A 23,889-nucleotide genomic window follows, 5' to 3' on the forward strand; every position below is an offset into this window, starting at 1 on the left:
AAAGAGAATTTTATCTTCATATATATCTGAGAAAAGGAGGAGTTTAGTGACAATAAGAAGTTTTTCTATAACTAAAAAGAGTCAAGAAATTTTGAGTAAATATTCAAGTGGCTTAACCAAACTATTTCCTTCTAGTAAAATAGCACCAGCAACTAATATGTTCTAATTTTATAAATTAATTAATTTTAAATAGTATTTAATCAGTCGATTTTCTTGATTTCTTATATATTTATAAGTATTGATTTTAAGTTATGACATGAGTGTAATTGATTGTTCATTATTTGAAGAAATATACTAATCTATTAAAGTAATTTAAAGTTAGATCTGAATTTATTATCAAAGTGGCACTATTATCTTGAAAAACAAAAAATATCTATTATATTATGATTGTCAAGTCTGGTTGAAATGCAAAAGCAGTATTTAAAAACAATACTTAATTTAACTTTTGATATTAAATTTATTATATTTATATTAATTCAATTCTTTCCAATACAAAAGTTGAACTCAGAAGAGTGGGAAGAAAAGAGGCAAAATAATAAATTTTTAGAAAATTCAAAAATAACAGATTCCCTTCAATGGCAAAAACTAGAAACAAATGAAGGAAAATATCAACAAAGGATAATATGGGATAAGATTGACACGAAAAATGACTTTAAAGGTGAAGACTATAATTCTAATAAAGACGGTAACAAGTTATTAGAGAATAGTGAAAATTCTAAAGATATAACTTTAGAAAATAAATTTAGATCTGTATCACGTAATTTAATCTATAAAGGAAATTTGTATCCGGAAATGAGTTTTTGGATACCTTCATCCTTTAAACATTCAAAAACATTTACTTATACAGTAACTGGACAGTTGCTGGGCAATCCAACTAATAGAGGTGTAAAGGACTATTGTACTTGGGACGAATTTTGGAAGTCTTGTGCCGACGGTCAATTTTTCTTTGAAGCTACACCTATTAACACAAAATATTTCTCATTAGGTCTTAACTACTCTCAGCAGGAGAGCTTTTTAGGAAATCATTCAGATGGGACTTGGAGTGATGCTGGTCAAGCTATTGGATTCCAACTAAAAACGAATTTAACTTCTTCACAGGGATTTTCAATAATTGGAAATAATCTCTACAATCCTTACGGGAAAGGTGGGCCGAACAATAAGCATCCTGAGGTGGGAGAAACTGTAGAGGCAGATCTAGGTAGATCGTATTTATTTTTATATTCTAAAGCCTGGGATCTAGGCAAATATTTAAATAGTGAATCTTCTTCGTTACTGAACCTAAATGCAGGATTTGGCAATGGAAGATATAAATCAGCGGAGGAAATTGAAGCAAATTGGATAAATTTAGGTAAGTATGAACCAATATTTTCTTTTGGAATAGCTTTAAATAAAAAAGTCTCTTTTTTTACTGAATATGCTGGACAATATGCTGGGGTAGGAATTAGTTTGAGTCCTTTTAAATCTCCACTGACTGCAACGTTCATGCTTAGGGATTTTCAAGGATCTAATCAAGGTATAGTTAATTGCCAAGATGGCAATGTCGAAAACTGTCGTGCAACAATTGATACTCGTTTGGTTTTTCACTTTTAACTGATTTGAACAAATTTCAATAAGCTCAATATTTTGGTCAAGTGACTATCCCTTATTAAAAAGCTAAAATATCTCTCAATTGCATAACTATTCAAGCAAGGTTTTTTTGTAGATGCTCCTCTTGATTTTTGCTCATTAGTTTTTGCATCTCAATTTTTGAATGAATTGATTTTTACAACATAGGTTAAACTTGTCTAAATAATTCAAAGAATAAAAGTTGTACATACAAGATATTGAAGGATTAAAATATGATTCTAAGATCGTTTGAATGATCCGAGCTTAAAGACTAGTGAATATAATCAATTAGGTATTTGTTGAGATTTTATGGTTTAGTTGAATGAGTGTATAAAGATTTTGTACGTTTTCAAGCTAGTAAGAATCAAATAATAATTAAAATTCATGCAGCATATGTATCAATATCTAATAGTTTAGCAATATCATGATCTACAGCATCTCCTTCTTCTTTACGTTTCACGAATTTATCAAAGTCAATTACATTCAAATTTCTACGCTTGAGCTCAGCACTTTTATTAAAGTAATCGAGTGAAACTAGAAATATAGGAATGACGCAGAATGGAATAACTAAGATGTATAACTCAAAAGACATTAGCATTGATAATGATAACTTAAGCTTTACTCAAATAGACAATGATTGCAAGTGGGTTGCAACTAATTTGCTGTTTTCCTTATATGTTACCTAGGTCTAAGAGATGTAATTATTTTGTAGTTATTCAATTGACATCGAGTTTCTTGAATCAAGATATCTATAGTGATCCTAAGTTAATTAATGAGCTTTCATGCAGCTTGATCTTCCATACGACCATATCTATATCTCATTATGTCTATTACTTTTTCTTTTGTGTTCCAGGTTTTAATGCGATCTTTTATGGTAAGTAGTTGTGATTCGGTTAATTCAAGACGTGCTTTCCCAAGATTTTTCATTTAGTTAAATGCTTGTAGCTGTAATGATGATTTGTAGGCAAAGTAAACAGAAAAGGGTAACCATAGAGTCTTACAAATATGAATGTATTAATCGATTCTCACATGTCTATATATCTTGTCAATCGCCAGTCTGAAATAATCAACAATAACTCTTGTGGGTCATGCATAGTATCGATGATTCATAAATAGTATTGCTTTAAGCTTACTCATATCACATGCTTTAATTTTTTATTTACCGCAATTTAAATTATGCAACTTTTGGATCTTCTTTTTCATGTAATACTTTTTTGACCTTAGAATACTTTCTGCCAATTTTATATTGCCTATGGAATAGATTTAATTGGTTACTGTCATCATTCGTAGCTTTAGTTTTTATCTCTGCTACTGGTTTAGTAATTTGACTCCAGACAAAAAGCATCGCAAGTGCAGAAACAAGCAATGGAAGATACGCTTTGATTAGGCTAACGACTACTAGAGTCGCTATAAAACAAAGAGAAAAGATAGCCCATTTAGGAACTTTATTATCTGTTAACGTTTTCTTTTTTGATTTTGAAGAAGGAATAATTGGCAGATCAGGAGTCATTCGTTATTAAATTGTATGAGTATTGGATTGGAGGATGTAGTGATTGGTTTTATCTGGTGTGGCAATATATGTACTTCAAAGCAGCTTTACTTTATAGGTATTTTGTTATTCGATTGAGATAGCCTAAAATTTTCGTTCCTTCGTGAAATTGGTGATACGGCGATTAATAATGACACAGTGATTTTAGTTTAACTAGATAATTTTTAACAAATTCAATCAAGATTGTAAATGTTTCTGGATAGATTACCAATACAATTAATTATTTTACTGCCTTTTATAGCTATGTTTGTTTTTATATGAAACTTATAATTCTCTTTTTGATTGTTGGCTTGGTGTATGTATTATTTTATTTCGCATTTTAGTTCTGCTAGTGCTTCATTAGGAAGACCTAGGAAGGTATCTAAGATTTTATTTCCAGTTTTAGGTATTACGCAAATACCTACTAGCTTTGTTTTGCCATTGTTTTGAAGAACTTGACCTTCTCCTTCATGTAATTGACTTTTTACCTTTCCTGTTTTTAGTAAGGTGTTAACTATTAACCCAGGAAATTCAATAATAGCTCCAATGCTAAAAAGAAATTGGGATTCAAATTTTAATAACACTTCTCCAGAATTCTTATCAATAGTACCTGCTAGATGATCCATAGACATTTCGATCTTTAAACCTGGTGGTAATGGGAGAGATAAAAATTTTGTTGTTCTTGAAGTAAGAGGAGGTATTAAAAATGTTTTAGATGAAAAGCTTATATTAAGAAGATTATTTTTCTTGCTAGGAAATAATGTCGCTTTGCCACCACCACCACAAGCATTATAGATAAATGGTGGATACGAGCCAATTGTCAATCGACATCCATCTAAGCTCTTCATTTGCATAAAGTAATCAAATACTAGGTTTTATTGATTGTAATAGATATAAATTCGTTTCACTAATCTCACAACAGCTACTCTGAGTTGTTATTGATACTGCAACAATAACAAAATTTGTTTGCAATTGCTGCCTACTCGTTAAAATGAATCTTAACTACCTTAGCTAGATCTTTTTGGCTAATTCTTAGAGAGCATTAATTTGAGATCAAGGAACGAGTTATCAAATATTTTTCACTTAAATCATTATGTTCATTTGGTCATTCCAATTATTATTATGAACCTAGTAAACTATAATAATGAATTAAATAGGTTAACTGATGTCTGAAAATTTGACCCCAGATTGGTCCTCAGAGTTTGAACATTACAAGAAACTATCCAGAGAAGTAGTTACCAAAGAAGACATAATTAATTTTTTTAATCAGAATCAGAAAGCTTTTTATCTAGATAACTTCTCTTCTAGCTGGGGCAATATGATGGAGGAATATGCGGTTAAAGAGAGTGTGAGTTTAGATCAATTAAACAAACTTGAGGAAATGCAATGGCAGGAAATGCCTGAATCATTAAAATTATTTGCCTATGATTTTTGTATCAAGAATGGGTTTTGTTTTACTGGTACATCTAGTTAATGTGAGGATTAAATTAACATAGTTAGAATAAAATAATAATTTATAATTCCTTGATAAAATTAGTTAACTATCCTGTAATTACTATAGTAATACATAGGTCTAATTATTATTCTATTTAAGATCTTCATGAGAAAAGAAAATGGATGATGTTTCCTTTTAGAATTTTTTCAATTAACTTTTCACAATTAATAAAAATCAGTGATTAATATTTCCTTTTCTTTTGTCTTTTAGTCTCTCTCGATTGGAAAGCCAAGATTTAAAGTTTTCATCCTCTACTTTTTCTCTCCACTCTTTGGAGGATATGGGTAGTTTTGTTTTTTTCTTTTGCCTTTTATTATTCAAAGTAAAATATAAATTTAAATAAGCAGCTATTAATATAAGAATAAGGAAAATGGAATTGATATTCATTTTAGACTTTTTACTTTCCTCACCAAAGGATAATCAATCTAATGCAATAAGTATATAGTGTAAAACGATTGGGTCGTTTTAAGATTGAGAAAGGATCTATTTATTGATTTACACAAAACCTGTTTTTTTAATAAATAGTTCATTTTTTCAGTTGATTCAAATAAATCAAAGAGAATATAATATCCTCATTTTCCTCTTATATGCAGTGACCCTAACTAATAATTCAAGCGAGTGGTAACTGGCATCATCATTGCTTAGAACATTTATACACTCTGTAGACATGGGTTTAATCTTAGATATTTATCTCCTCAACATTGTTAAATTTAGCCTAGGCTAATGCTTTCTCATTATCTTTGATCGGGTAGAATTGATCACAATTGAATAATGCTATACACCTAATAGGTAGACGTTTAAAATGCGAGTCATATAGTCTTAATATTTTCTAAGAACCGATGTTTTCTCCTATGACATCTCTAACAACGTAGGCAATTGACCTTCTAGAGAAGGATATCAGACTAAAAAAAGTCATAAAGCTTTAATCCTTTTCACTATCTCTTCAACCTTATAAAAATAAAATCCGCGACGATATTGATTTCATTAAATGCTTCTCATATCTCTACTTTTTGAGATTCTTTGTAAACAATTGGTTTGTATAGTATTGAATGACCTGGGAGAGTAAAAAATTTTTTCTGAGATAAACCATGATTCGGGAAAGCTGAGAGAAGCAACAGTTGAAACATTAATTGAATATGATTAGAAAGTATATTAATTACTACTCTATGCTGCTGCTTAATTCGATTCTTAAAAAAAATATCAACCGTATTTATAGCTGTTGATGGAAGTGATTAATAAGATTACCCTCAGAGACTAATTGTTTATTGATTTAAATCAATTGCCGACACTTTTTTTTTTTTTCTATATAATTCAATTGAATGATATTAATTTGATAATAACATTCAAGGTTGATTTTTAAAAAGCAATTATCCGGTTCTATAAAAGCAATTTATGAATATTATTAAAAAAAAATTATTTATATTAATAACTATAGGATTTTTATCCCTTATTTTCTTACATGTATCATCTCTTCAAGCGATAGAGTTTGATTTAACAGCAGCCCAAAATTCCGTAGGTAAGAGATTTGCCAGTAAATTTTGCGAAGTAAAGGAAAAGGGCTTTTCTACAGAATCTTCAAGTGAGTTTGCATTAAATAATACTTACTTAAAATTTGTAGCTTTTCCTGATGATGATAAATTTATTGAGGATCTATGGGAATTTACTGTAGAGAGGATTCGAAACGATTGTGGGAACTATTTAAGTGAGAGTGAAGAAAATAATTTAAGAGATTTCTTTCAAGAAGAAGGAGAAATTGCTAGTAGCCGTGACTTATACCTTCCAAATTGATGAACAAAGTTTATGATTTTATAGTTATAGGCGCAGGTATATCTGCTTGTACGTTTGCATCATTTTTAAACAAAAGATTTTCTGATGCTTCCATAATGTTAATTGAACATGGCAGGAGAATTGGTGGTAGAGCTACAACAAGAAAATCTAGGAAAAATCAAATTCTTGAATTTGATCATGGATTACCATCTATTATTTTTAGCAAACAAATATCACAAGATATACTTAAATTAATTGCACCATTAATAACTTCAAGAAAATTGGTAGACATATCAAATGATATTTTAACGATCAATCAATTTGGTGAGATAAGGAATGAATCTAATAATTATCGATATTACAGGAGTTTACCTTTTATGATAAATTTCTCTCAGGAAATACTTGATCAATCTATTAACCCTAAAAAAATAAATTTTTTATTTGAAACACTGACTAAATCAATTAAACGCATTAATAATTTATGGGAGATAAAAGTTAATCAAGGGAGGTTTATCAAATCTAAAAATCTTATTCTATCAAGTTCTTTAATAGCACATCCTAGATGCCTAGATATTTTGCAGATTAATTCTGTACCACTGAGGGATGCTTTCACCCCAGGTGAAGACAAGGTCGTTGATTGTGTATTACGAGAAATAAGAAAACAAAATTACATAAGTCGAAAAATTTATATTTTCCATATTTCCAATTCTGCAGTAGTTAAAAACTTTAATCATCAATATTTACATGTACGCTTTTCAAAAGTGATTATGGATAATTTAAATTTTGAAAGAATTATTTTTCAAAGGCAATCTGATGGTTCTATGATTCTTGCTTTGCACTGCTTCTATATTAATAATTTAATAAATATTAATCCTGAGAGTGTTGCTAATTCATTGAGATCAGTTTTTGAGAATCATCCGAGATTTTTAGACTTATTTTTACAGGCAAGACTTATAGATAAAATGGATTGGAGAGCTTCTCAACCTCTTAACCCCCTACTCCCTAAGCATTTACAATGGTCCCAAAATAGTCAAATTGGTTTTTGTGGAGATTGGTTTGATTTGAATAGTTCTTCAGGATTAGAGACAGCTATGAAGAGTGCAATCAGATTGGCTCAATTGATTAATTGAATCAATTTTCTTTAAATCTTTTTTAGTCATGATTCGAAAATTTCGAAATTACTGATGATTTTTAAAATATTTTAGAATAATCATTTTTCGAAGAAAATATGATTTCTGACTTGCTTTATTTATGAGTAGTAGATATATATGATTTGTATTAATTTTTACTATGATTACGGTCGTTTTTCTGCTTTTTCTAGGTCTGGCGGGTTGGACCTTCTCAACATTAATGAGTAAAGGAAAGCATCAAGAGGAGATTACGAAAGAGTTGGGAAATATTTTAGAGAGCTTAAAGTTGCTTACTTCTTCTATGACTGCACTTGTAAAACTTTTGATGAAGGATTCTATTTCATCTGCTAAGGAGGAGGACTTTAAACCGATCAGTTCTAATGTTGTAGATTTATTAAAGCTCGAAAAGAATGTAAAAGAAGAAGAAGCTGCTTAATCGCTTTACCTGAATATTTAAGCATCGATCCAAGTTGGTCTTTTTATTTGAGTAACAGTCTCAGCTTCTTCTAACCCATGAAGGTGCTCCCGAGAACCATTCTCCTAGGTCATCATGGCTTGGATCGTATGTTGAATGAGGTTCTTCTGAACATAGATCTAGTCCATTAAGTAATTTATCTATTGGATTAGATAGATGTTTGTTTCGTTGGAGAAGTGAGGCTTTTGTAAGCCAATTAGACACATTTTGATTCTTTGCCGCATATTTATTGATGTAAATTCTTTCTTGAAGAGTGACTTTATCGCCCGTAGCAAGTCTATTTAATATTTCTTGTATTCGAAGACGAGAAGATGTGGTCAACATGATTCATTATCTATCTTATTCTTTCTAGCTTGAAATATATGAAGTGCAAGTTGGGTTGGTTTAAATTTATAATATATTTGTATTTCTATAAATTCTTTCTAATGTCTATTGAGCCTTAATATTCTTTATATTTTAAAATATAAAGAATAATTTTTAAGGTTAATTAATCACGCAAAAATTTCTTTGAAAATGTTATTGCCAGTCAATTGTATGAAAATTGTTTTAAGGTTTCTATTTTGATTATTTGTAGTGTACTTTCTTCTGTTGCTTCAAGATCAACCAAAGGAGCCATCCCATCTTCAAATGCTTCTTTCCATCGAGGAGCACAAAGACACCAGCGATCGCCTTCTTTTAAACCTGGAAATCCTACTTGAGGCGTAGAGAGATCATTCCCCTGAGCTTTGCTGTATGTAAGAAATCGCTCAGTTATAACAGCACAGACCGTATGCATTCCTCTATCAGATAAATCTGTTCTACATGTCCCATCTCGATACCATCCTGTCATAGGACTGCAACTACAAGACTTGAGTTCAGTACCTAAAACATTTTTCTGCGACATGAGGTGTTGTTACTTATGTTATCTGTAATATAGGTATTTACTTCTGAATATTTCTAATTTTCATTTTTATGTCAATTTTCCGGAGACATTCCAATAAAGTCCAATTAAAACGGATGAGTTTTCTGTAAGTATTTTGTGAGTTCTGCTGAAATTCAAAATCATTAATTTATTGAGTTTGGCATTACTGTTGTGTGAATTAGAGAGATGATTGAAACCTGAATTTAAAATTTTTTATCTTCTGTTTTTCGACTGACGAGACTTGCTATTTCTTTCTTTGTTAGTACAATTGTATTATCTATACGTCACTCTTCATGGAAATTTTATCTATTCTTTTGATTTTGCAAAGTGTACTTTTAGTTACTTCAGGAATTTCTTCTACTCCTTTATCAAATTAAATTTCCGTTAAACCTCTTAATTTTTTTCAGGTAAGTTCGTTCGGTATTCCGCTCTCAATCAGCTTGTTGATTTGGTTATGGTTATTTTTTCACTATTTCCATGAACTCAGGCGCAGAACGTTTTAACGGATTGATGGCTATGTTGGGCATAGTTGCGGGTATTGGGGCTTACGCAACTACTGGTCAGATAATACCAGGAATTTTTTAACCAAAAAAAATCAGTTAATAGATAAGATTAATCTATCAACTGAGGACAATTTAAAAAGATGGTTGAGAACAATTACGATGGTAATCAGTTTTTATCCGACTTTTTCGAGGTATCTAATGCAGGCGCATTCATACCATCATAATCAGGACCAACCATTAGTCCTACGATTGCAAACAAAGCAATAAACGCGATACCAATAATAGGTGCAGTTGGAGCGGGAGTAGATAGCAAACCGCCGAAGATTAGTTGACTCATCTGAGTAGAGATAGGATTATTGTTTTAGCGACTTATTCCTCTTAACGCGTCATAGAAGACTATTTCTACTTTATTTATTTATTTTTCATCTCTATGAATTTATAATATATTTGGATTATTTATCATTTACTTCCTAAGTCATAAACGATTTAGCTTCTGACCTAGCCACAAAGGTTAAATTACTAACTACACAATTAATTTTCGTTTTTCAGAGAAATGTAACCGAATTTACCGACATACAGAATTTTTTGGCTATTATTTAATCATGTTTATTTAAGGAGGTGATCCATTGTCGCATCTACCAATCGGTCAAGAGTCAATGGAAATGAGACGATTTGTCAGTTCTATTGCTCCTGCCTTGAAGGGTTTTATTATTAATAGATTTATATAGTTACCTTCATCTATTAATTAACTTGCCAGGTACTATGTGCCTGGCTTTTTTATTAATCAATTTTTCCTCAAGATCTATCTTGCAATGATATTTGCTCAGGCTTAAGACTTTTTACTTATCTCTTGATATATATTTTATAAAAGCTAGAGTGAAGTATAAAAGTAAATTTTTTATTTCAATGTACAATAAAGAAAAAATTGAAGTTGCAGAACAAAGGATACTCGAGTTGAAAACTTTAATTAATCACTGGAAGACAAGCAATATTTCATCTAGAAGAGCTACTGTGGATTTTGTAGAGTCAATTCTTACTGAAAGCCAGGAGACCCAAGCAGCCTGATTCGATATACTTTGTGCTCATCAAAATATTGATGTTATCTGTTTATATCTCAGCTATCCTCTTATGTATTGAGCACAAAAATTATTTATAATAAAATTTTATGGTAAATAAACAAAAATTAATTATAATGCTAAATAATTTTCAAAAAAATGAAAATTTCTCTAAATTTAAACTTAAAAGAATTTTTTTGGAAAACTTTAAATAAAGTAAGTAATAGCTTTAGTAATTTAACAGTTAATAATCTTGGCAATGGTTATATCAAATGTTCTTGGAAGATTAGCCCGGTTGATAATTTCAGGATTGATTTTAGTAGAAGTTTTTTTTATGCAATTAGATTATTTGATATTAGTAATAATAGCAATAAAGATAATTCAACTTGTATTATGAAAGAGATTCAGGTAAGTAAATTTCAATCTTCTATTTCATTCCCTATTCCTATAAATAAAGGTAAGTATTATTTTGAGTTTGGCTATCGTAAGAAAAATGGTGAATGGAGAAAGCTTTCACACAATTACCTTAATTTGGGATATAGGATAAAAAAAATAACCAAATCTTTCGACAATGGCAATTGGTTTGATTCTGAAATCATAGTTGGGAATACAGATCAAAGTCTTCATGAAAAGACTTATCAACTTGCATTAAATTCACAAATTGGTGGCTCTGAGAATATTTCTCATAAAAAAGAAGATTTTTAATTTTTAAATTTAATTGATGAGGATAAATTTTTTTATTAAATTTTAATTTAATTTACCTTTATCAATTTCTAGATTTAAACTATAAAACAAGTAAAATTTTGGAATAATGTCAAGGGACTGGCCTCTGTTAAAAACTTTAAGATATCATGCTTTTAGCAATATTGATATTGCTCAGATTTTTAATTATTTAGAAACTTTAGATTACGATTTAAATAAAACCAATTATCTTGGTTTGATCATTTCTAAAAATGAAAGATTAGCAAAATATTTTTTTCTCAGAGACCAATTAAGATTTGGAATCAATTCTTCAGATAAGACTTTATACATAAATGAAATTTTTGACCAATGCATAGATTGGAATGAGTTTTGGCGATTACTTGTAATAAAAAAAGGTTTTTGCTGTATTCGTTTATCAGGAGATTTACGAAGCAAAACAAGATTTGCTTTTTTATATGGTCCAAATATTCTTTCAGGCTCTTCAGAAGCTTTTTGCGATTCTATTTATGAAGATCAAAATTATTGATCATGCTGTTTTTAATTATCAACAATTTTTTTATATATCTTTTTTGTCGCAATTTTAATGCTTCTCGTCTTTTTTATTTTTTTGTTTTAATCTTGTAAAAGATTAAATCTTATTTTGTCTACTTATCTAATTACAGGCGCCAATAGAGGTATTGGTTTAGAACTTGTTCGTCAATTGAAAGCTAGAGGAGAAGATATAATTGCTACTTGTAGATCGGCATCTTCAGAATTGAATGCCTTGTCAGTAAGAGTTGAGACAAATATTGATATCACTTCTGGAGATTCCGTTACTAAGCTTAGAGAGAATTTATGTGATACTAAAATTGATGTTTTGATTCAAAATGCTGGAATCGCAGAATTTACTTCTCTTGAAAATTTAGATCCTCAAAGTATCCTTCATCAATTTGAGGTCAATGCTTTAAGTCCTCTTTGTTGTGTACAAGCTATGCTAAGTCGTCTAAGTGATTCCGCAAAAATAGCTTTAATAAGTAGTCGTATGGGTTCAATAGAAGATAATAGTTCTGGAGGTTCTTATGGATATAGGATGTCTAAAGTTGCTTTGTGTATGGCTGGTAAATCTTTAGCTGTTGATTTAAAGCCCAAAGGTATTTCGGTGGCAATTTTACATCCAGGTTTAGTAAGTACTCGAATGACTGGCTTTACTTCAAATGGTATTCAGCCTGAACAATCTGTCAAAGGACTGATTCAACGAATTGATGAGCTTACACTTGAGAATACTGGGACTTTTTGGCATTCCAATGGTGAGATTTTACCTTGGTAAAAGAATTTTCTTATATTTATATTTATATTTTACCTAAAGTTTTTTCTTAAATTTTTAATAAAGCTAATACCAACTCCTGGAATATTTAACAGTTCCTCATCGGATGCTGAGATAATTGATTCTGGCGTCATGTAACCAGCTTTATAGAAATTATTGCAGTTTTTTGTTCCTATCCCTGGAATAGATGTTATGTTTTCGAATCTATCTGATAATTTTTTTTCGTGTTTATTGAAAATGTTAAAAATCTTAGAAAGTTTTCTTTTTGTATTTAATAAAATCTTTTCGATGAACATTTATATGTCCAGATGATCTTATTAAATATGCATTAGAAAAAACTTCTTGCAAGGATAAATATTTTCTTTTGATGACTAATTTATGAATTATGGCAGAAGAAAGTATAAAAAAATACAAAATGAAAAATATATATATGTATTTCTTATGACTTTAATCATTTATTATTAGTATCGCTTGATTGATCTTCGCTTGGCTACTTGACTTTGTGATTAAATCCTGCAAATTATTTTTAGATATAGATTCCTTACCTTTGTTCATAACTATATGTGGTCAAAAAGGTGGAGTAGCTAAAACTTGTACCTCAATTCATTTGGCAAGTGTTTGGAATTCTCAAGGGAAAAACGTTTGTCTAGTTGATGCTGATAGAAATCGATCGGCTCTTGCTTATGGATCTAGAGGTAATCTTAAATTCAACATAGTCCCTGTAGAAGCAGCTGCTAAGGCTACGAGGTTATCAGAAATTGTGATTACTGATGGTCAAGCGAGTACTGATGAAGAAGAGCTAAAACATTTAGCAGCTGGTTCTGATCTTGTTCTTTTGCCCACTGCCCCAAAAGCTAGATCGGTTGAATTAACTGTCGAATTAGCATCTTTATTAAAACAGTTAAATATTCCTCATGCAGTTTTATTAGTTAAGGTTGATTGTCGCCAAAAGCGAATTGCGAATGAAGCCAGACAGGCTTTAGAAAAATTTGATTTAACGGTCTTAGAAGGTGAGATTCCTTTGTTATCTGCTTTTGATAAAGCAGAAAATCAGGGCGCCGCCGTAATTGATGCAGTAGATGATAAAGGTCGATCCGATCCCAGGCGAATGTCGGGTTGGTCGGCCTATTGCTCCATCGCTAAACAAATTCAATGCCAGATTTCGAAGCACTTGTCAGACATCAACAAACCAGTCGAAGACCAGCTACTGAGCGCTTAAAAGTAGTTGAAAAACTGCCTATCTCTACTCAATCACCTACTACTGATGGGAAAAATTTGAGTACTTTATTTTTTGGGTTCTTTGGAGGTATATCTGGATCAATAATTGGAACAGGTTTAATGCTGTATCTTTCAAATAAAGGTTTAATAGACTTGAAATTACTTTTTTAAATTTTGATTTTTTTCATAATTTTGAATGTATGTAATTTATATATTTGATTTATGTGTTTTTTTCGCTATTTGTACCATGTCATAAAAAGTTTTAGATTGTTTTAGTAGATGATGATAATCTCCAAAGGCATTAATTCTTCCGTCTTTAAATTCATAAATACAATCTGATCTTTCAATCGTAGATAATCTGTGAGCAATCGTTACTATTGTGCATCGTCTACCTATAATTTCAATTGCATCCATTACCTCTGCTTCTGTTCTGTTGTCTAAAGCGCTAGTAGCCTCATCTAAAACTAATAATTTTGATTGCCTATAAAAAGCTCTTGCTATGGCCAATCTTTGTCTTTGTCCTCCAGATAGCCTGATGCCATTTTCACCAATTGATGTATTTAGACCCATTGGCATATCTGATACTAATTCTGCTAATTGAGCTGCCTTCAGTGCATCCCAGACTCTTTTAAGATCTATTAATTCTTTATCTAATCCATATGCGATATTTTCAATAATATTGCTATTTAACAAAGTAATTGATTGTGGAACATAAGAGCAGCAATCCTGCCAAGCTGGAACTTCTGTATCGTTAACTTTAATCCCATCTAATAAAAGTTGTCCATCTGTTGGTCTAAGTAGACATAGTAGTTGGTTGGCTGTGGTGGTTTTTCCGCTTCCTGTTTCTCCAACAAAAGCTATTCTTGACCCAATGGGGATAGTAAGATTTATGTCTTTTAAGGTGTATTCCTTGCTATTGGGATATTTGTAACTCAGTTTTTCAAGCTTGATGTGATTCCTGGGTTCAATGCCTTTTTTTGTGGGAACTCCTATTGATCTTTTCGTTAGTCGACTTGATGGAAGTTCTATTAATTTCAGGATCTCTTCTAAATCAGGAATTGATGCACGCATAGAAGTTAATGCTCTAAAGGAATCTTGTAATGGAGGAGTTAGTTTTAAGGCAGCTACTGCAATTGTTGCTAAAAATGGAACTATCTCAATAAGTATTGAAGTGTTTTGCCCAGTTATATAAGGGAAAAGACCAATTGCAAAAATCAATGTAATACCAAATGGCTCTATTAATGATCTAGGAAATTCAGGTAAAACTTCAGCTTTCCAAATAAAAGGGAAAGAGGTTTTACCTGCTAATTTATATCTCTTTTCAAAATATGATTCTGAGCCAGTGAGGTGTACATCTATAATTGTCCTCATTGACTCAGTGAGAATATTGTTTGTTTCTTTCTCTAATTTGATTCTTTGACGAGAAGAATATCTTATAAAAGGTGTTACAAATAACGAAATAAAGATATAAAAAATTAAGAGACTAATAATTAAATAAAGAGCTATCGACTTTGCTATGAGTAGAACAGCAATACATATAAACGCAATCACACATAAACCACTAGAAATTTGAAGGATTGGCCTTACTAAAAATTCTGAGACTCTAGATATATTTATTAGAACTTTTGATGATAAATCAGATTTTTTCTTGTCCAAGAAAAATTCATATGGTTGAGATAGCAATTTTTTCTGTGCTAATTCTGATAAGTCTCGCCAAACTGCTACTCTTAGTCTTTCTTGGGCTGCTTTAAGAAATAATTTAGAAAATGATGCCAGCCAATTCATTCCTATGTATACAACCACTAAAATAATGACTCTTGTTTTCGGGTCTTCAGGGATAAAAGTTTGAAATGGTAAGGGTGGTTGATTGGGTTTGCCTATAAAAACAGTAAATAATCTAGAAACAATTCCAACTACAATTACATCTATTAAGCCAGTTAAGGCTGCTACAGGAATTAATTTCAATAGAGACCTTCTTCTTCTAACCGGCAGTGCCCTTAGAAGGCGCATCAATAGAAGATATGTTTTGCTTGTACCGATCATTTAATAAAATTACTTACTTTTGAGAAATTGTTTATCCCGATTCAGCCAGTTCCTTGGGTGTTTGGTTTTCAGCCTTTTAGAGTAAAGCTTTGAAGTTTACAAAGAGAATGGTGAGAAAGTATTTTTTTGAGATGATGAAATTTTTTTAATTTAAGAATTTTTACAATATAATTTATATTTAAAACCAAATTAATATCTTTTATTGGCTATTAACCTAACGAAGAAGATTAATATAATAAGTGGTAATAAATAAATCATAATCATAAACCCAGACAAAAAGATAATTAGACCCAAAGAGATGAAAAATCCTATTAGTATAATTCTCAGAAACCTTTTGATTTGATTCAACCAAAATATACCTTGAGCTTTTTCTAGATTGATTTTCAGCTTTTTGCGTCTAAGATATAGTTCTCTTAGTTCTTTTTGATGCCAGGTAATTGATTCTTCTAATTTTGTTTTGTATATATTTTTTCCAACCTGTTCTATAAAATTATTCGATCTTGAGAATGTGGATCGCAATTTTACAATTTGTGCCTCCATAAGGGCTTTGCTACTTTCTGATATTTTTTTATCTATCTCTATAATCTTACTATTGATTTGATCGTGTAAAGAAAAATTCTCATTTGAATTATATTGTACAATTTCACAACTACTGTTTTGATTGTATTTAAAAAATTTTAAAAAAAAGTTTTCTCTCAACATTTGAATGACTATTATCTAAGATAGATTTCAATGCGTATATTATAACCATGATTTCTATAGTTTTTAACGGGAGCTACATTTCAAAAAAAAATACAGGTATTGGAGTCGTTTCTAAGGATTTACTGAATTCTTTTTCACCCCATAAAGTCACTACGCTTATTCCAAAAGGTATCGGTATCAAAGGTGATATTTATATACCTAATAACTTATCTCCAGGTTCAGGCATCAAAAGTCATTTTAGAAGATTGTATTGGCTTCAAAATTCTGTACCAAAATTAATGAATAATTTAAATGCTGAATATTTTTTATCACCATTATTGGAAGCGCCATTATTTACTAATATTAAATCTGTTGTTTTGGCTCATGATTTAATACCAATAAGGTACCCTACGATATCATTTTTAACTTTATACCATTTAATTTATATTCCTTTGATTTTAAAACAATCAAAGATAATTTTATGTAATTCTGTTTCTACTGCTCATGATTTAAATAAATATTATAATGTACCTATGCATAAATTATTTCCAATTAAATTAGGATTTGATCATGAAAAGTTTTATCCAATAAAAAAACAACGAAAAAAATTTTTTCTTATTATTGGTAGGCATAATCCACATAAAAATTTGCGTAGGCTTATCCAAGCATTTGCATATGCAAAAATAAATGATTATAAGCTTGTTTTTGTAGGGCCTTTTGATAAGAGATATACACCAAGTCTTGTAAAATTAATTGATAAATATAATCTACAACATTTGTGTGTTTGGAAAGGCTGGATTGATGATGATGAAAAATTATCGTTATTAAACGAATGCCATGCACTCATCATTGTGAGTCTTTGGGAAGGATTTGGCCTTCCAGCTCTTGAGGCAATGGCTTGTGGAACACCAGTTATTGCATCTGACAGAGGAGCTCTACCTGAGATACTTGGAGATTATGGTTATTTAGTGAATCCATGCAATATTCAATCAATTTCTTTGGCTATGAAGGCAGTTATTGATGATAGAAAATGTTTCGAACATGCTCTTCAAGAGGGCCCGGAAAGAGCTGAATCTTTTAGTTGGTTTGATACTGCTAGAACAATCGAAAAGATTATTCAAGAACTTGATTAACCTTTATTTCTTAAAGTTATTATTTAGCAATCCAACTGGTGTTAAAGAAAACATTGATATCATCAAATATCGAGAGAATTTTATGATTTGATTTCATTATTATTTAGATTCAAAAAATTATTACGTTATTGATTGGTTCCTTTCCCTGATAGTCTATCAATCTTAATTTATTACTGCTATTATGGTTTTTCTGAGAATATTTTAGAAATGCCTAGTCGAAAATCAAAAAAAAAAGTAACTTCTAATATAACTCAAGCAGTTGAAGAAAACAAAACAACACCAAGAACTGCAAAAATTGTTCTCTTTGTATTTGGAGTAGGCCCTCTAATTCTTATGTGTTTATTTTTATTCTCGAATGGATTTTTCAACTCTCCTTGATAATTTGATTAATCTATGAAAGACGGTACGAAAATTTTTTCGGCTATAAAAATCAGTCCCTAGGAATTTCTATAGCTTTTGTCTTCTTTTTATAACATCATTTGTTTATTGATCGATATATCAACAATTTTTTTTTTGGTTACAGCTAAAGTTAGTTTTTACTTTTCGCTCAATGCAACTCTATCTAGTTGATTGTCAGTTCACTGATATAGATAATCAAATTGCTGCTTATAAACAGTTTGTAGAATTTTGGGAAAATGGAGAGATGTCTAAACAAGATAAATTTGATGGGTTTGAAATGCTTTTTCGTGTCCATGCACCTGGTGAGGGTCGCGTTGTGATTCTCTGCAATGCAAATGGTGATAAGGAACTTTTTCAACATTTTGCCCCATGGAGAGCTCAATTTGGTATAGATATGGAAATTACTCCGGTTATTAGCTGTCAAAATGTTGTGGATTATCACAAGGACTTATTTGCAAAAATGTCTTAAATCTACCCAACAAATCTATAGCTATATAATTCTTGACTCTAATTTATAAATAGATAATAATTTGAAAAAAATTGACTTATTTTTTAGAGAGTGCGTTTCCAGATGCCCATATATTTTTGAAGCCGGCTTTATCCTTGAGTAATCGGATAGGAAGTGTAACCAATATTGCTAATGCGATTAAAGCAAAAGAGTCGGTTGTAAATCTAGCAACGCCCCAATCGGATGAAGCTAAAGCAAAAAGAGGTAAATGCATGGATTCAATTATTTTATAAGATATTATCAGAATATTTATTATCAATTTAATTACTTATTAAAAATTATTGTAAGTAATAAAGATATAAGACGTTTATTAAACAAAAAATTACTTAATAATTTATAGAAGCTTAATTACATTTTTTTTAAAAGATAATAGTATTATTTTAATTTCTTTATTTGTTAATAGATGGATTTATATATTCTATTGGATTGTTTTTAATTATTTCTTTTTTAGTCTGGTAATTAAGGCTTTATAGAAATAGATCTTTAGCTTTTACATAGGGATTTAGGAGTGGGACTTTTAGCTGTAATGCATAAGTGTTTCTTGGGGCTAAGTTTGTAATTTGAAAAGATTTATCTAGGCTAATCACAAGCAATACAATCCAATCATTTTCTGGATCTATTCATCGCCTAGCCCATTTGTATGAATTTAGACTTCTCAAATTTTTTTGCAGTGGATACAATCAAGATTCATTCAATTAAAAATTAATGCTTCAAAAGATCTTCAGCTTTTTAGCCTGCATGGCTTTCGCCTTGATGAGCTATTCGCCGATTGCTATTGCAGTTGATGAGAAGCCTCCTGTAGATGTACAAGAACTTTTCACAAGCACAAAACCAATTTACGGAGAATCTTTCACATACCCTGAAGGTAAAGGTGAAATGAGGCTTTATAAAGTTGATGTTCAACCAGGTGGCGTCGTCCCTCTTCATTTTCATGAGGCACCATTAACTGGTTATATCGATGAAGGTCAATTAACACTGAAGACAAAGAAAGGTAAGAGTACAACTTTCATGGAGGGAGATTCTTTTGTTTTATCTGCTGATACTCCTCCTCATACCATGGCTAATAATGGAAAAGTACCATCAGTTATGTGGGTTGTTGTCGCAGCCACTGAGGGAGTTCCTACTCTCACGAATGTTGAAGGATAATTAGTTTGGTTGACAGCCGTTTTCTATCGGAACCAGTGGGGCTGACTCAGGTCAGTCTTTTTGATGGCTTCAAGAACCTTGCGCCTACTTGAAGAAAACCTTCTAGTCTTTAGGAATCAATAGATGAATACACCTTTAAGCAACCTTTGTGTCTCAGTTTGTGGTCTCAATATGTTAGTGTCATTAGCTGGTTGATTGTTTATTGATTCCTCAATAAGGGTTTATGACTTCTACTACAAAAATTGAAGAAATTGACGATAATTTTAATCCGCTTTCTCAGCATTTAACTTCAGAAGTTATTCGTTCTCGCCTTTTGAAGGAAAACGTTTCTTTTTTCGCTAATGACAATATTGCTGAACATATTGAACCTGGTGAGATAGAGGATTTAGAAGTTGAAGTTGCAGCAAGAATAAGAGATTTATTAAAAAGTTTAATTATTGATATTGATAATGATCACAACACATTAGAGACGGCAGAAAGGGTCGCTCGGATGTATATCAATGAAGTCTTTAAGGGCAGATATCATAAACAACCAAAAGTTACAAGTTTCCCAAATGTAAAAAATTTAGATGAGATATACACTGTCGGACCTATGACTATTAGGTCTGCCTGTTCTCACCATTTTGTACCAATTATTGGAAATTGTTGGATTGGAATTAAACCTGGGAAAAGAGTAATTGGTTTATCCAAGTTTTCTCGAGTTGCAGATTGGGTTTTTTCTAGGCCACATATTCAAGAAGAAGCTGTGATGATTCTTGCTGATGAAATAGAACGCCTATGCGAGCCACAAGGATTAGGAATCATAGTTAAAGCAGATCACTATTGTATGAAATTAAGAGGTGTCAAAGAATCACATTGCAGCATGGTTAATTCGGTTGTAAGAGGTGATTTCAGACACGATCCAAGCTTAAAACAAGAATTCTTTGAACTCGTAAGACAACAGGAAACAGCCTTGTCTAGATAGTTAAATTTAATTTCTTATTGTCAATACTTTGCTTTCTCTTGGGCTGACTGAGGTAATTCCTTTTTATGGTTATTTGTCCTAACATCAATATTTACTGGATTTACGAAATATAAGACTCGCTCTGCTGGAATAAGAGTGAGGCCCTCGCAGGCCTCGTGGATCACTTGGGTAATAAGGTTGACCTAACCCCATCTCCTAAAAGATCAAGCAGCAACAGGGGCTGTTTGACGGGAGAAACTAACGATGTTGTTAGCAGTTATGGTTTTGCTCTGACCGAGCAGGCTTCAGTCATTCGCCTGATACCCCGTCGAAGCCATTGCAGCCCCATTGATGGAGCTGAGCGGAATCGAACCGCTGTCCGAGATACTGGTGTGAATCACCTAGTCCATTGGAAAATAGACACTTACATTCTGGCAGATCTTTTGGAATTAATCGATTAGTGTTCAAAGAACTTTTGTATCCTTTCTAAATAATTTATAAGCAATGAAACTTGTTGCATCTATTTCTCAAGGTCTTGAAAAAGAGGGTGCAAAAGAGTTGATAGAACTTGGAGCTAAATCAGTTAAAGCTTCAAGAAGGCATATATTATTCGAAGCTGATATGGCTTGTTTATACAGAATACATTTGAGATCTCGATTGTCTTTTAGATTTCTAAGAGAGATTTCTAGATTTCCTTGTAATGGCCCGCATGAACTGTATAGCGGTGTTCAAAGGTCAATTGATTGGGAAAATTGGCTTCAGCCTAAGCAAAGTTTTCGAGTAGATGTCACTGGATTTGGAGAAGGATTATCACATACTCATTTCACTGCTTTGCAAGTGAAAAATGCAATTATTGATTTACAAAGAGAACGATGGGGTTTACGTTCAAGCATCGATTTAAATCATCCAGATATTTGTTTTCATTTGCACTTGTCAAATGATCAAGCCTTTTTGAGTGTTGATGGATGTAATTCGAGTCTTCACAAAAGAGGTTACAGACCAGCTGTTGGAATGGCTCCAATAAAGGAAACATTAGCTGCTGGTTTAATTCGAATGACTGAATGGGATGGATCTATTAATTTGGTAGATCCATTATGTGGTTCTGGAACATTTTTGATTGAAGCAGTAAGTATGTTGCTTGGAATTCCATCTGGGTTGGATAGACAATTTTTATTTCAGAATTGGCCGGATTTTGATATCTCTATATGGGATAAAGAATTAAAAATGGCACAGAAGATGAAACCCTTAAATAAGAAATTACCTAAAATAATTGGGTGCGAAGTTGATGAAATGATTTACATTTCCGCTACTGATAACATAAGAAAAGCTGGCTTGGAAAATTATATAGAAATTATCAACTGCCCTTTTCAAGAATTTCAATTACCCCCTGGGATAGGACTTTTAATTTGTAATCCTCCCTATGGGAAAAGAATAGGGAATGAAAATGAACTAGCTAAGCTTTATCAACAACTAGGTCAATATTGCAAACAAAAAGCCTCTGGCTGGGATCTATGGTTACTTAATGGGAATCCACACCTAAGTAAACATTTGGGGATGAAAGCATGTCAACGTTTTCAAGTAAATAATGGTTCTATCGATTGTCGATGGTTGAATTATAAAATTAATTAGTTTAATTTTTTCCTAAAACAGCTTTTGTGGTTTTTGCAATTCCTTCCAAAGTTTCTGGCAGGTAAGGACCTTTTGCTAGATATCCACCAATTCTGAGACTCATCCCAGCAAATACAAGATTTATGAGCACTAAAATTAAAATTGTTGATTTGTTTTCTAATTCAAATAAGTCTCTTAGCCAATATCCAAGAAATAATTCAGAACCAAGTAAGGCAAATAACATCAGCACCCCTCCACTAGCCAAGAAAATCAACCCACTTATAAGTCGACGTTTTTCCCTGTCCATTTCTTGCAGCGCAATGCGAACATGAAGGTCCATTACGGAACTTGCCAAAGCAGTAACTCTTGCTGCAGCTCCTATTCCTTTTTTGCGTTCTGAGTTGGTCATTAATTTCTTCTGCCTCCCCCAAGCAGTATGCCAAATAAAACTCCAATTCCAGCAGCAATTCCTATGGCTAAGAGGGGCCTTTTTCTTACTGGTGTCTCAATTCGTGGTCTTAGCGTACTGTTTAATTCGTCTAGAAGGTTTTCAAGCTGTTTCTCGAGAGGTTCCAAAGTCTCTGCTAGCCCTCTAGTTGTGTCAGTTGCAGAATGAAAAATTTCTTCCAGTTGTTCTTGTACTCCAAAACTGTTTTTCCCTGAGTGTATTGATATGACATTGATTAAATCTTCGAGACTTCCTTTAGTTGCTTCTAAAGTTTGTTTGGCTAAATCTGGCCATCGTTCTTGAATTTTTGGCAATAAATTATCAAATTGTTCATTGAACCATTGCTCTGGAGACTTTTCAGAAATAGCTTGTTCAGCCTCGACTGAATTTGATGTAGCAGAAGACGAGGAATTCACTGATTCCATAAACCTAAAGGTTTATTAAAGAATAGAGAGATATTGCACTAATCGAAACCCCTTAATCGGTTCAATTTTGAAAGTTCCTTTAAAAAGTATCTTTTTTTTAAGTTTTACTATGTTTGAACTCCATAATTTCATGAGAATTTTTCGTCGTCTTTGCTTACAAATATTGCTATTCGAATACGTATAGTGCTAAACGTCATGCATATCTTCTAAACATCCCATGGGCGTCGGAATCTCATCAATGGTTTTTGCTTCTAATACAATCCCTACTGACTTTGGACTAGTCTTAGCCGCAATAGCAGGCGCTGGAAGTCTTCTTTTAATTGCTCTAAGGTTTGTACCTGAGGCAAAAAGCTAAAAGGTTTGTCGTTCTGCAATTTATATTTTGGAGATTTTCTCCTGATATGTTTTTGTGGGAAATTATTTATTAGCTTTGAATTATTTTAAAACTTGAATACTTTTGGTAATGAAAAATTTTTTAGGTGGGTTTTATTAAGACATACCGGAGCACCGGATGATGAAGCTGGTATTCACTTTGATTTTCTTTTAGAAGATAAAGATTTTTGTAGAACTTGGCGCCTGAATAAAATCCCATTATTGGATGGACCTTATGTATCTTCCGTATATATCGCTCCTCATAATCTTTATTGGCTAGATATTGAAGAAAAGGTTGTGTCTGGTAATCGGGGATTTGCAACTAGAATTAAAAAAGGAATTGTTTTGGAATCTCTACCATCTGTTGAGAATAGTTTCATAAATTTATCGCTAGAGTGGGGAAGGGTTGAATCTAATTTGGTAATAGATGAAAATGGTTTCAAAATTTTTAGCAAAAGATATTAATTATTTCTTGTAAATCAGAAAGGCTTGAGTTTTTCT

General features: G+C 31.6%; 33 protein-coding genes. 20 read left to right on the forward strand and 13 right to left on the reverse strand.

The features are described from left to right. The first annotated feature begins 498 nt into the window (after positions 1-498). Positions 499-1,590: a hypothetical protein gene (locus AC6EIW_RS08230; RefSeq protein WP_498520184.1), complete on the forward strand. Its 1,092-nt coding sequence runs from the start codon at positions 499-501 to the stop codon at positions 1,588-1,590. 397 nt (positions 1,591-1,987) lie between these two features. Here the strand turns inward: AC6EIW_RS08230 and AC6EIW_RS08235 are convergent, their stop codons facing one another. The 4 genes from AC6EIW_RS08235 to AC6EIW_RS08250 form a co-directional block, all read right to left on the reverse strand. Beyond that, positions 1,988-2,197: a hypothetical protein gene (locus tag AC6EIW_RS08235; RefSeq protein WP_498520185.1), complete on the reverse strand. Its 210-nt coding sequence runs from the start codon at positions 2,195-2,197 to the stop codon at positions 1,988-1,990. A 188-nt stretch (positions 2,198-2,385) separates the two neighbouring features. Then, positions 2,386-2,532: a hypothetical protein gene (locus tag AC6EIW_RS08240; RefSeq protein ID WP_498520186.1), complete on the reverse strand. Its 147-nt coding sequence runs from the start codon at positions 2,530-2,532 to the stop codon at positions 2,386-2,388. A 247-nt stretch (positions 2,533-2,779) separates the two neighbouring features. Then, entirely contained in the window at positions 2,780-3,115 is a 336-nt protein-coding gene (locus AC6EIW_RS08245) for a hypothetical protein (RefSeq protein WP_498520187.1), read from the reverse strand. A gap of 341 nt (positions 3,116-3,456) precedes the next feature. Further along, positions 3,457-3,981 (reverse strand): hypothetical protein, encoded by a 525-nt coding sequence (locus AC6EIW_RS08250; protein ID WP_498520188.1) that lies wholly within the window; start codon positions 3,979-3,981, stop codon positions 3,457-3,459. 317 nt (positions 3,982-4,298) lie between these two features. Here AC6EIW_RS08250 and AC6EIW_RS08255 point away from each other — a divergent pair, with 317 nt between their 5' ends. After that, positions 4,299-4,607 carry a hypothetical protein gene (locus AC6EIW_RS08255; protein ID WP_498520189.1) on the forward strand — a complete coding sequence of 103 codons (309 nt, stop codon included), beginning with the start codon at positions 4,299-4,301 and terminating at the stop codon, positions 4,605-4,607. Positions 4,608-4,802: 195 nt separating this feature from the next. Here the strand turns inward: AC6EIW_RS08255 and AC6EIW_RS08260 are convergent, their stop codons facing one another. Beyond that, a complete protein-coding gene (locus tag AC6EIW_RS08260) occupies positions 4,803-5,015 on the reverse strand; it encodes a hypothetical protein (RefSeq protein ID WP_498520190.1) in 213 nt (70 codons plus the stop codon). A gap of 1,005 nt (positions 5,016-6,020) precedes the next feature. On the opposite strand from AC6EIW_RS08260, the gene AC6EIW_RS08265 reads away from it, so the two are divergent. The 3 genes from AC6EIW_RS08265 (at position 6,021) to AC6EIW_RS08275 (ending at position 7,961) form a co-directional block, all read left to right on the forward strand. Then, the gene (locus AC6EIW_RS08265; protein WP_498520191.1) at positions 6,021-6,416 is read left to right on the forward strand and encodes a hypothetical protein; all 396 of its coding nucleotides are present in this window, start codon (positions 6,021-6,023) and stop codon (positions 6,414-6,416) included. Next, positions 6,416-7,525 carry an NAD(P)-binding protein gene (locus AC6EIW_RS08270; RefSeq protein ID WP_498520192.1) on the forward strand — a complete coding sequence of 370 codons (1,110 nt, stop codon included), beginning with the start codon at positions 6,416-6,418 and terminating at the stop codon, positions 7,523-7,525. The genes AC6EIW_RS08265 and AC6EIW_RS08270 overlap by 1 nt, the downstream gene beginning before the upstream one ends. 160 nt (positions 7,526-7,685) lie before the next feature. Then, positions 7,686-7,961, forward strand: a complete 276-nt coding sequence (locus AC6EIW_RS08275; protein WP_498520193.1) for a hypothetical protein — start codon at positions 7,686-7,688, stop codon at positions 7,959-7,961. A gap of 60 nt (positions 7,962-8,021) precedes the next feature. Here the strand turns inward: AC6EIW_RS08275 and AC6EIW_RS08280 are convergent, their stop codons facing one another. Together AC6EIW_RS08280 and AC6EIW_RS08285 are read right to left on the reverse strand one after the other, a co-directional pair. Then, positions 8,022-8,324, reverse strand: coding sequence for a DUF8638 family protein (locus AC6EIW_RS08280; RefSeq protein WP_498520194.1), 303 nt, complete (start codon positions 8,322-8,324; stop codon positions 8,022-8,024). Positions 8,325-8,526: 202 nt separating this feature from the next. Then, positions 8,527-8,883, reverse strand: a complete 357-nt coding sequence (locus tag AC6EIW_RS08285; RefSeq protein WP_498520195.1) for a DUF2237 family protein — start codon at positions 8,881-8,883, stop codon at positions 8,527-8,529. Positions 8,884-9,378: 495 nt separating this feature from the next. Here AC6EIW_RS08285 and AC6EIW_RS08290 point away from each other — a divergent pair, with 495 nt between their 5' ends. Beyond that, entirely contained in the window at positions 9,379-9,486 is a 108-nt protein-coding gene (locus AC6EIW_RS08290) for a high light inducible protein (protein WP_498490915.1), read from the forward strand. Between the two features lie 84 nt (positions 9,487-9,570). Here the strand turns inward: AC6EIW_RS08290 and AC6EIW_RS08295 are convergent, their stop codons facing one another. Beyond that, positions 9,571-9,741 carry a hypothetical protein gene (locus AC6EIW_RS08295; RefSeq protein ID WP_498520196.1) on the reverse strand — a complete coding sequence of 57 codons (171 nt, stop codon included), beginning with the start codon at positions 9,739-9,741 and terminating at the stop codon, positions 9,571-9,573. A 569-nt stretch (positions 9,742-10,310) separates the two neighbouring features. On the opposite strand from AC6EIW_RS08295, the gene AC6EIW_RS08300 reads away from it, so the two are divergent. The 4 genes from AC6EIW_RS08300 (at position 10,311) to AC6EIW_RS08315 (ending at position 12,467) form a co-directional block, all read left to right on the forward strand. Next, a complete protein-coding gene (locus AC6EIW_RS08300; protein ID WP_498520197.1) occupies positions 10,311-10,469 on the forward strand; it encodes a hypothetical protein in 159 nt (52 codons plus the stop codon). A 149-nt stretch (positions 10,470-10,618) separates the two neighbouring features. Next, positions 10,619-11,164 carry a DUF4912 domain-containing protein gene (locus AC6EIW_RS08305; protein WP_498520198.1) on the forward strand — a complete coding sequence of 182 codons (546 nt, stop codon included), beginning with the start codon at positions 10,619-10,621 and terminating at the stop codon, positions 11,162-11,164. A gap of 106 nt (positions 11,165-11,270) precedes the next feature. Continuing rightward, positions 11,271-11,687 (forward strand): hypothetical protein, encoded by a 417-nt coding sequence (locus AC6EIW_RS08310; RefSeq protein ID WP_498520199.1) that lies wholly within the window; start codon positions 11,271-11,273, stop codon positions 11,685-11,687. 114 nt (positions 11,688-11,801) lie between these two features. Beyond that, the gene (locus tag AC6EIW_RS08315) at positions 11,802-12,467 is read left to right on the forward strand and encodes an SDR family oxidoreductase (RefSeq protein ID WP_498520200.1); all 666 of its coding nucleotides are present in this window, start codon (positions 11,802-11,804) and stop codon (positions 12,465-12,467) included. Positions 12,468-12,496: 29 nt separating this feature from the next. Here the strand turns inward: AC6EIW_RS08315 and AC6EIW_RS08320 are convergent, their stop codons facing one another. Beyond that, entirely contained in the window at positions 12,497-12,760 is a 264-nt protein-coding gene (locus tag AC6EIW_RS08320; RefSeq protein WP_498520201.1) for a helix-hairpin-helix domain-containing protein, read from the reverse strand. A 251-nt stretch (positions 12,761-13,011) separates the two neighbouring features. On the opposite strand from AC6EIW_RS08320, the gene AC6EIW_RS08325 reads away from it, so the two are divergent. Together AC6EIW_RS08325 and AC6EIW_RS08330 are read left to right on the forward strand one after the other, a co-directional pair. Further along, on the forward strand, positions 13,012-13,683 hold the full coding sequence (locus AC6EIW_RS08325) for a nucleotide-binding protein (RefSeq protein WP_498521632.1): 672 nt from the start codon (positions 13,012-13,014) through the stop codon (positions 13,681-13,683). Continuing rightward, positions 13,617-13,853: a hypothetical protein gene (locus AC6EIW_RS08330; RefSeq protein ID WP_498520202.1), complete on the forward strand. Its 237-nt coding sequence runs from the start codon at positions 13,617-13,619 to the stop codon at positions 13,851-13,853. The genes AC6EIW_RS08325 and AC6EIW_RS08330 overlap by 67 nt, the downstream gene beginning before the upstream one ends. A gap of 36 nt (positions 13,854-13,889) precedes the next feature. Here the strand turns inward: AC6EIW_RS08330 and AC6EIW_RS08335 are convergent, their stop codons facing one another. Next, positions 13,890-15,725, reverse strand: a complete 1,836-nt coding sequence (locus tag AC6EIW_RS08335; protein ID WP_498520203.1) for an ABC transporter ATP-binding protein — start codon at positions 15,723-15,725, stop codon at positions 13,890-13,892. Positions 15,726-16,474: 749 nt separating this feature from the next. On the opposite strand from AC6EIW_RS08335, the gene AC6EIW_RS08340 reads away from it, so the two are divergent. From AC6EIW_RS08340 to AC6EIW_RS08350, 3 genes are all read left to right on the forward strand, one after another. Then, positions 16,475-17,539 (forward strand): glycosyltransferase family 4 protein, encoded by a 1,065-nt coding sequence (locus AC6EIW_RS08340; RefSeq protein ID WP_498520204.1) that lies wholly within the window; start codon positions 16,475-16,477, stop codon positions 17,537-17,539. A 207-nt stretch (positions 17,540-17,746) separates the two neighbouring features. Beyond that, positions 17,747-17,917 (forward strand): hypothetical protein, encoded by a 171-nt coding sequence (locus tag AC6EIW_RS08345; protein WP_498520205.1) that lies wholly within the window; start codon positions 17,747-17,749, stop codon positions 17,915-17,917. 172 nt (positions 17,918-18,089) lie between these two features. Continuing rightward, complete coding sequence (locus AC6EIW_RS08350) at positions 18,090-18,407, forward strand: DUF3303 domain-containing protein (RefSeq protein WP_498461940.1); 318 nt, start codon at positions 18,090-18,092, stop codon at positions 18,405-18,407. Positions 18,408-18,483: 76 nt separating this feature from the next. On the opposite strand, the gene AC6EIW_RS08355 is transcribed toward AC6EIW_RS08350, so the two are convergent. Then, positions 18,484-18,660, reverse strand: coding sequence for a hypothetical protein (locus AC6EIW_RS08355; RefSeq protein ID WP_498520206.1), 177 nt, complete (start codon positions 18,658-18,660; stop codon positions 18,484-18,486). A gap of 524 nt (positions 18,661-19,184) precedes the next feature. Here AC6EIW_RS08355 and AC6EIW_RS08360 point away from each other — a divergent pair. The 3 genes from AC6EIW_RS08360 to AC6EIW_RS08370 all read left to right on the forward strand — a co-directional run bounded on the left by AC6EIW_RS08360 (position 19,185) and on the right by AC6EIW_RS08370 (position 22,164). Further along, positions 19,185-19,592 carry a cupin domain-containing protein gene (locus tag AC6EIW_RS08360; protein ID WP_498520207.1) on the forward strand — a complete coding sequence of 136 codons (408 nt, stop codon included), beginning with the start codon at positions 19,185-19,187 and terminating at the stop codon, positions 19,590-19,592. 223 nt (positions 19,593-19,815) lie between these two features. Continuing rightward, positions 19,816-20,556 carry a GTP cyclohydrolase I gene (gene folE / locus AC6EIW_RS08365; RefSeq protein ID WP_498520208.1) on the forward strand — a complete coding sequence of 247 codons (741 nt, stop codon included), beginning with the start codon at positions 19,816-19,818 and terminating at the stop codon, positions 20,554-20,556. Between the two features lie 483 nt (positions 20,557-21,039). Next, positions 21,040-22,164 (forward strand): THUMP domain-containing class I SAM-dependent RNA methyltransferase, encoded by a 1,125-nt coding sequence (locus AC6EIW_RS08370; RefSeq protein ID WP_498520209.1) that lies wholly within the window; start codon positions 21,040-21,042, stop codon positions 22,162-22,164. Position 22,165: 1 nt separating this feature from the next. On the opposite strand, the gene AC6EIW_RS08375 is transcribed toward AC6EIW_RS08370, so the two are convergent. Next, on the reverse strand, positions 22,166-22,552 hold the full coding sequence (locus tag AC6EIW_RS08375) for a phage holin family protein (RefSeq protein WP_498520210.1): 387 nt from the start codon (positions 22,550-22,552) through the stop codon (positions 22,166-22,168). Then, a complete protein-coding gene (locus AC6EIW_RS08380; protein ID WP_498520211.1) occupies positions 22,552-23,007 on the reverse strand; it encodes an ElaB/YgaM/YqjD family protein in 456 nt (151 codons plus the stop codon). Before AC6EIW_RS08380 ends, AC6EIW_RS08375 begins: the two co-directional genes overlap by 1 nt. A 226-nt stretch (positions 23,008-23,233) precedes the next feature. On the opposite strand from AC6EIW_RS08380, the gene AC6EIW_RS08385 reads away from it, so the two are divergent. Both AC6EIW_RS08385 and AC6EIW_RS08390 read left to right on the forward strand, forming a co-directional pair. After that, positions 23,234-23,371 carry a hypothetical protein gene (locus AC6EIW_RS08385; protein ID WP_011294050.1) on the forward strand — a complete coding sequence of 46 codons (138 nt, stop codon included), beginning with the start codon at positions 23,234-23,236 and terminating at the stop codon, positions 23,369-23,371. A 92-nt stretch (positions 23,372-23,463) separates the two neighbouring features. Then, complete coding sequence (locus AC6EIW_RS08390; RefSeq protein WP_498520212.1) at positions 23,464-23,853, forward strand: hypothetical protein; 390 nt, start codon at positions 23,464-23,466, stop codon at positions 23,851-23,853. Positions 23,854-23,889 lie beyond the last annotated feature (36 nt).

Source organism: Prochlorococcus sp. MIT2308 (genome assembly GCF_059772345.1).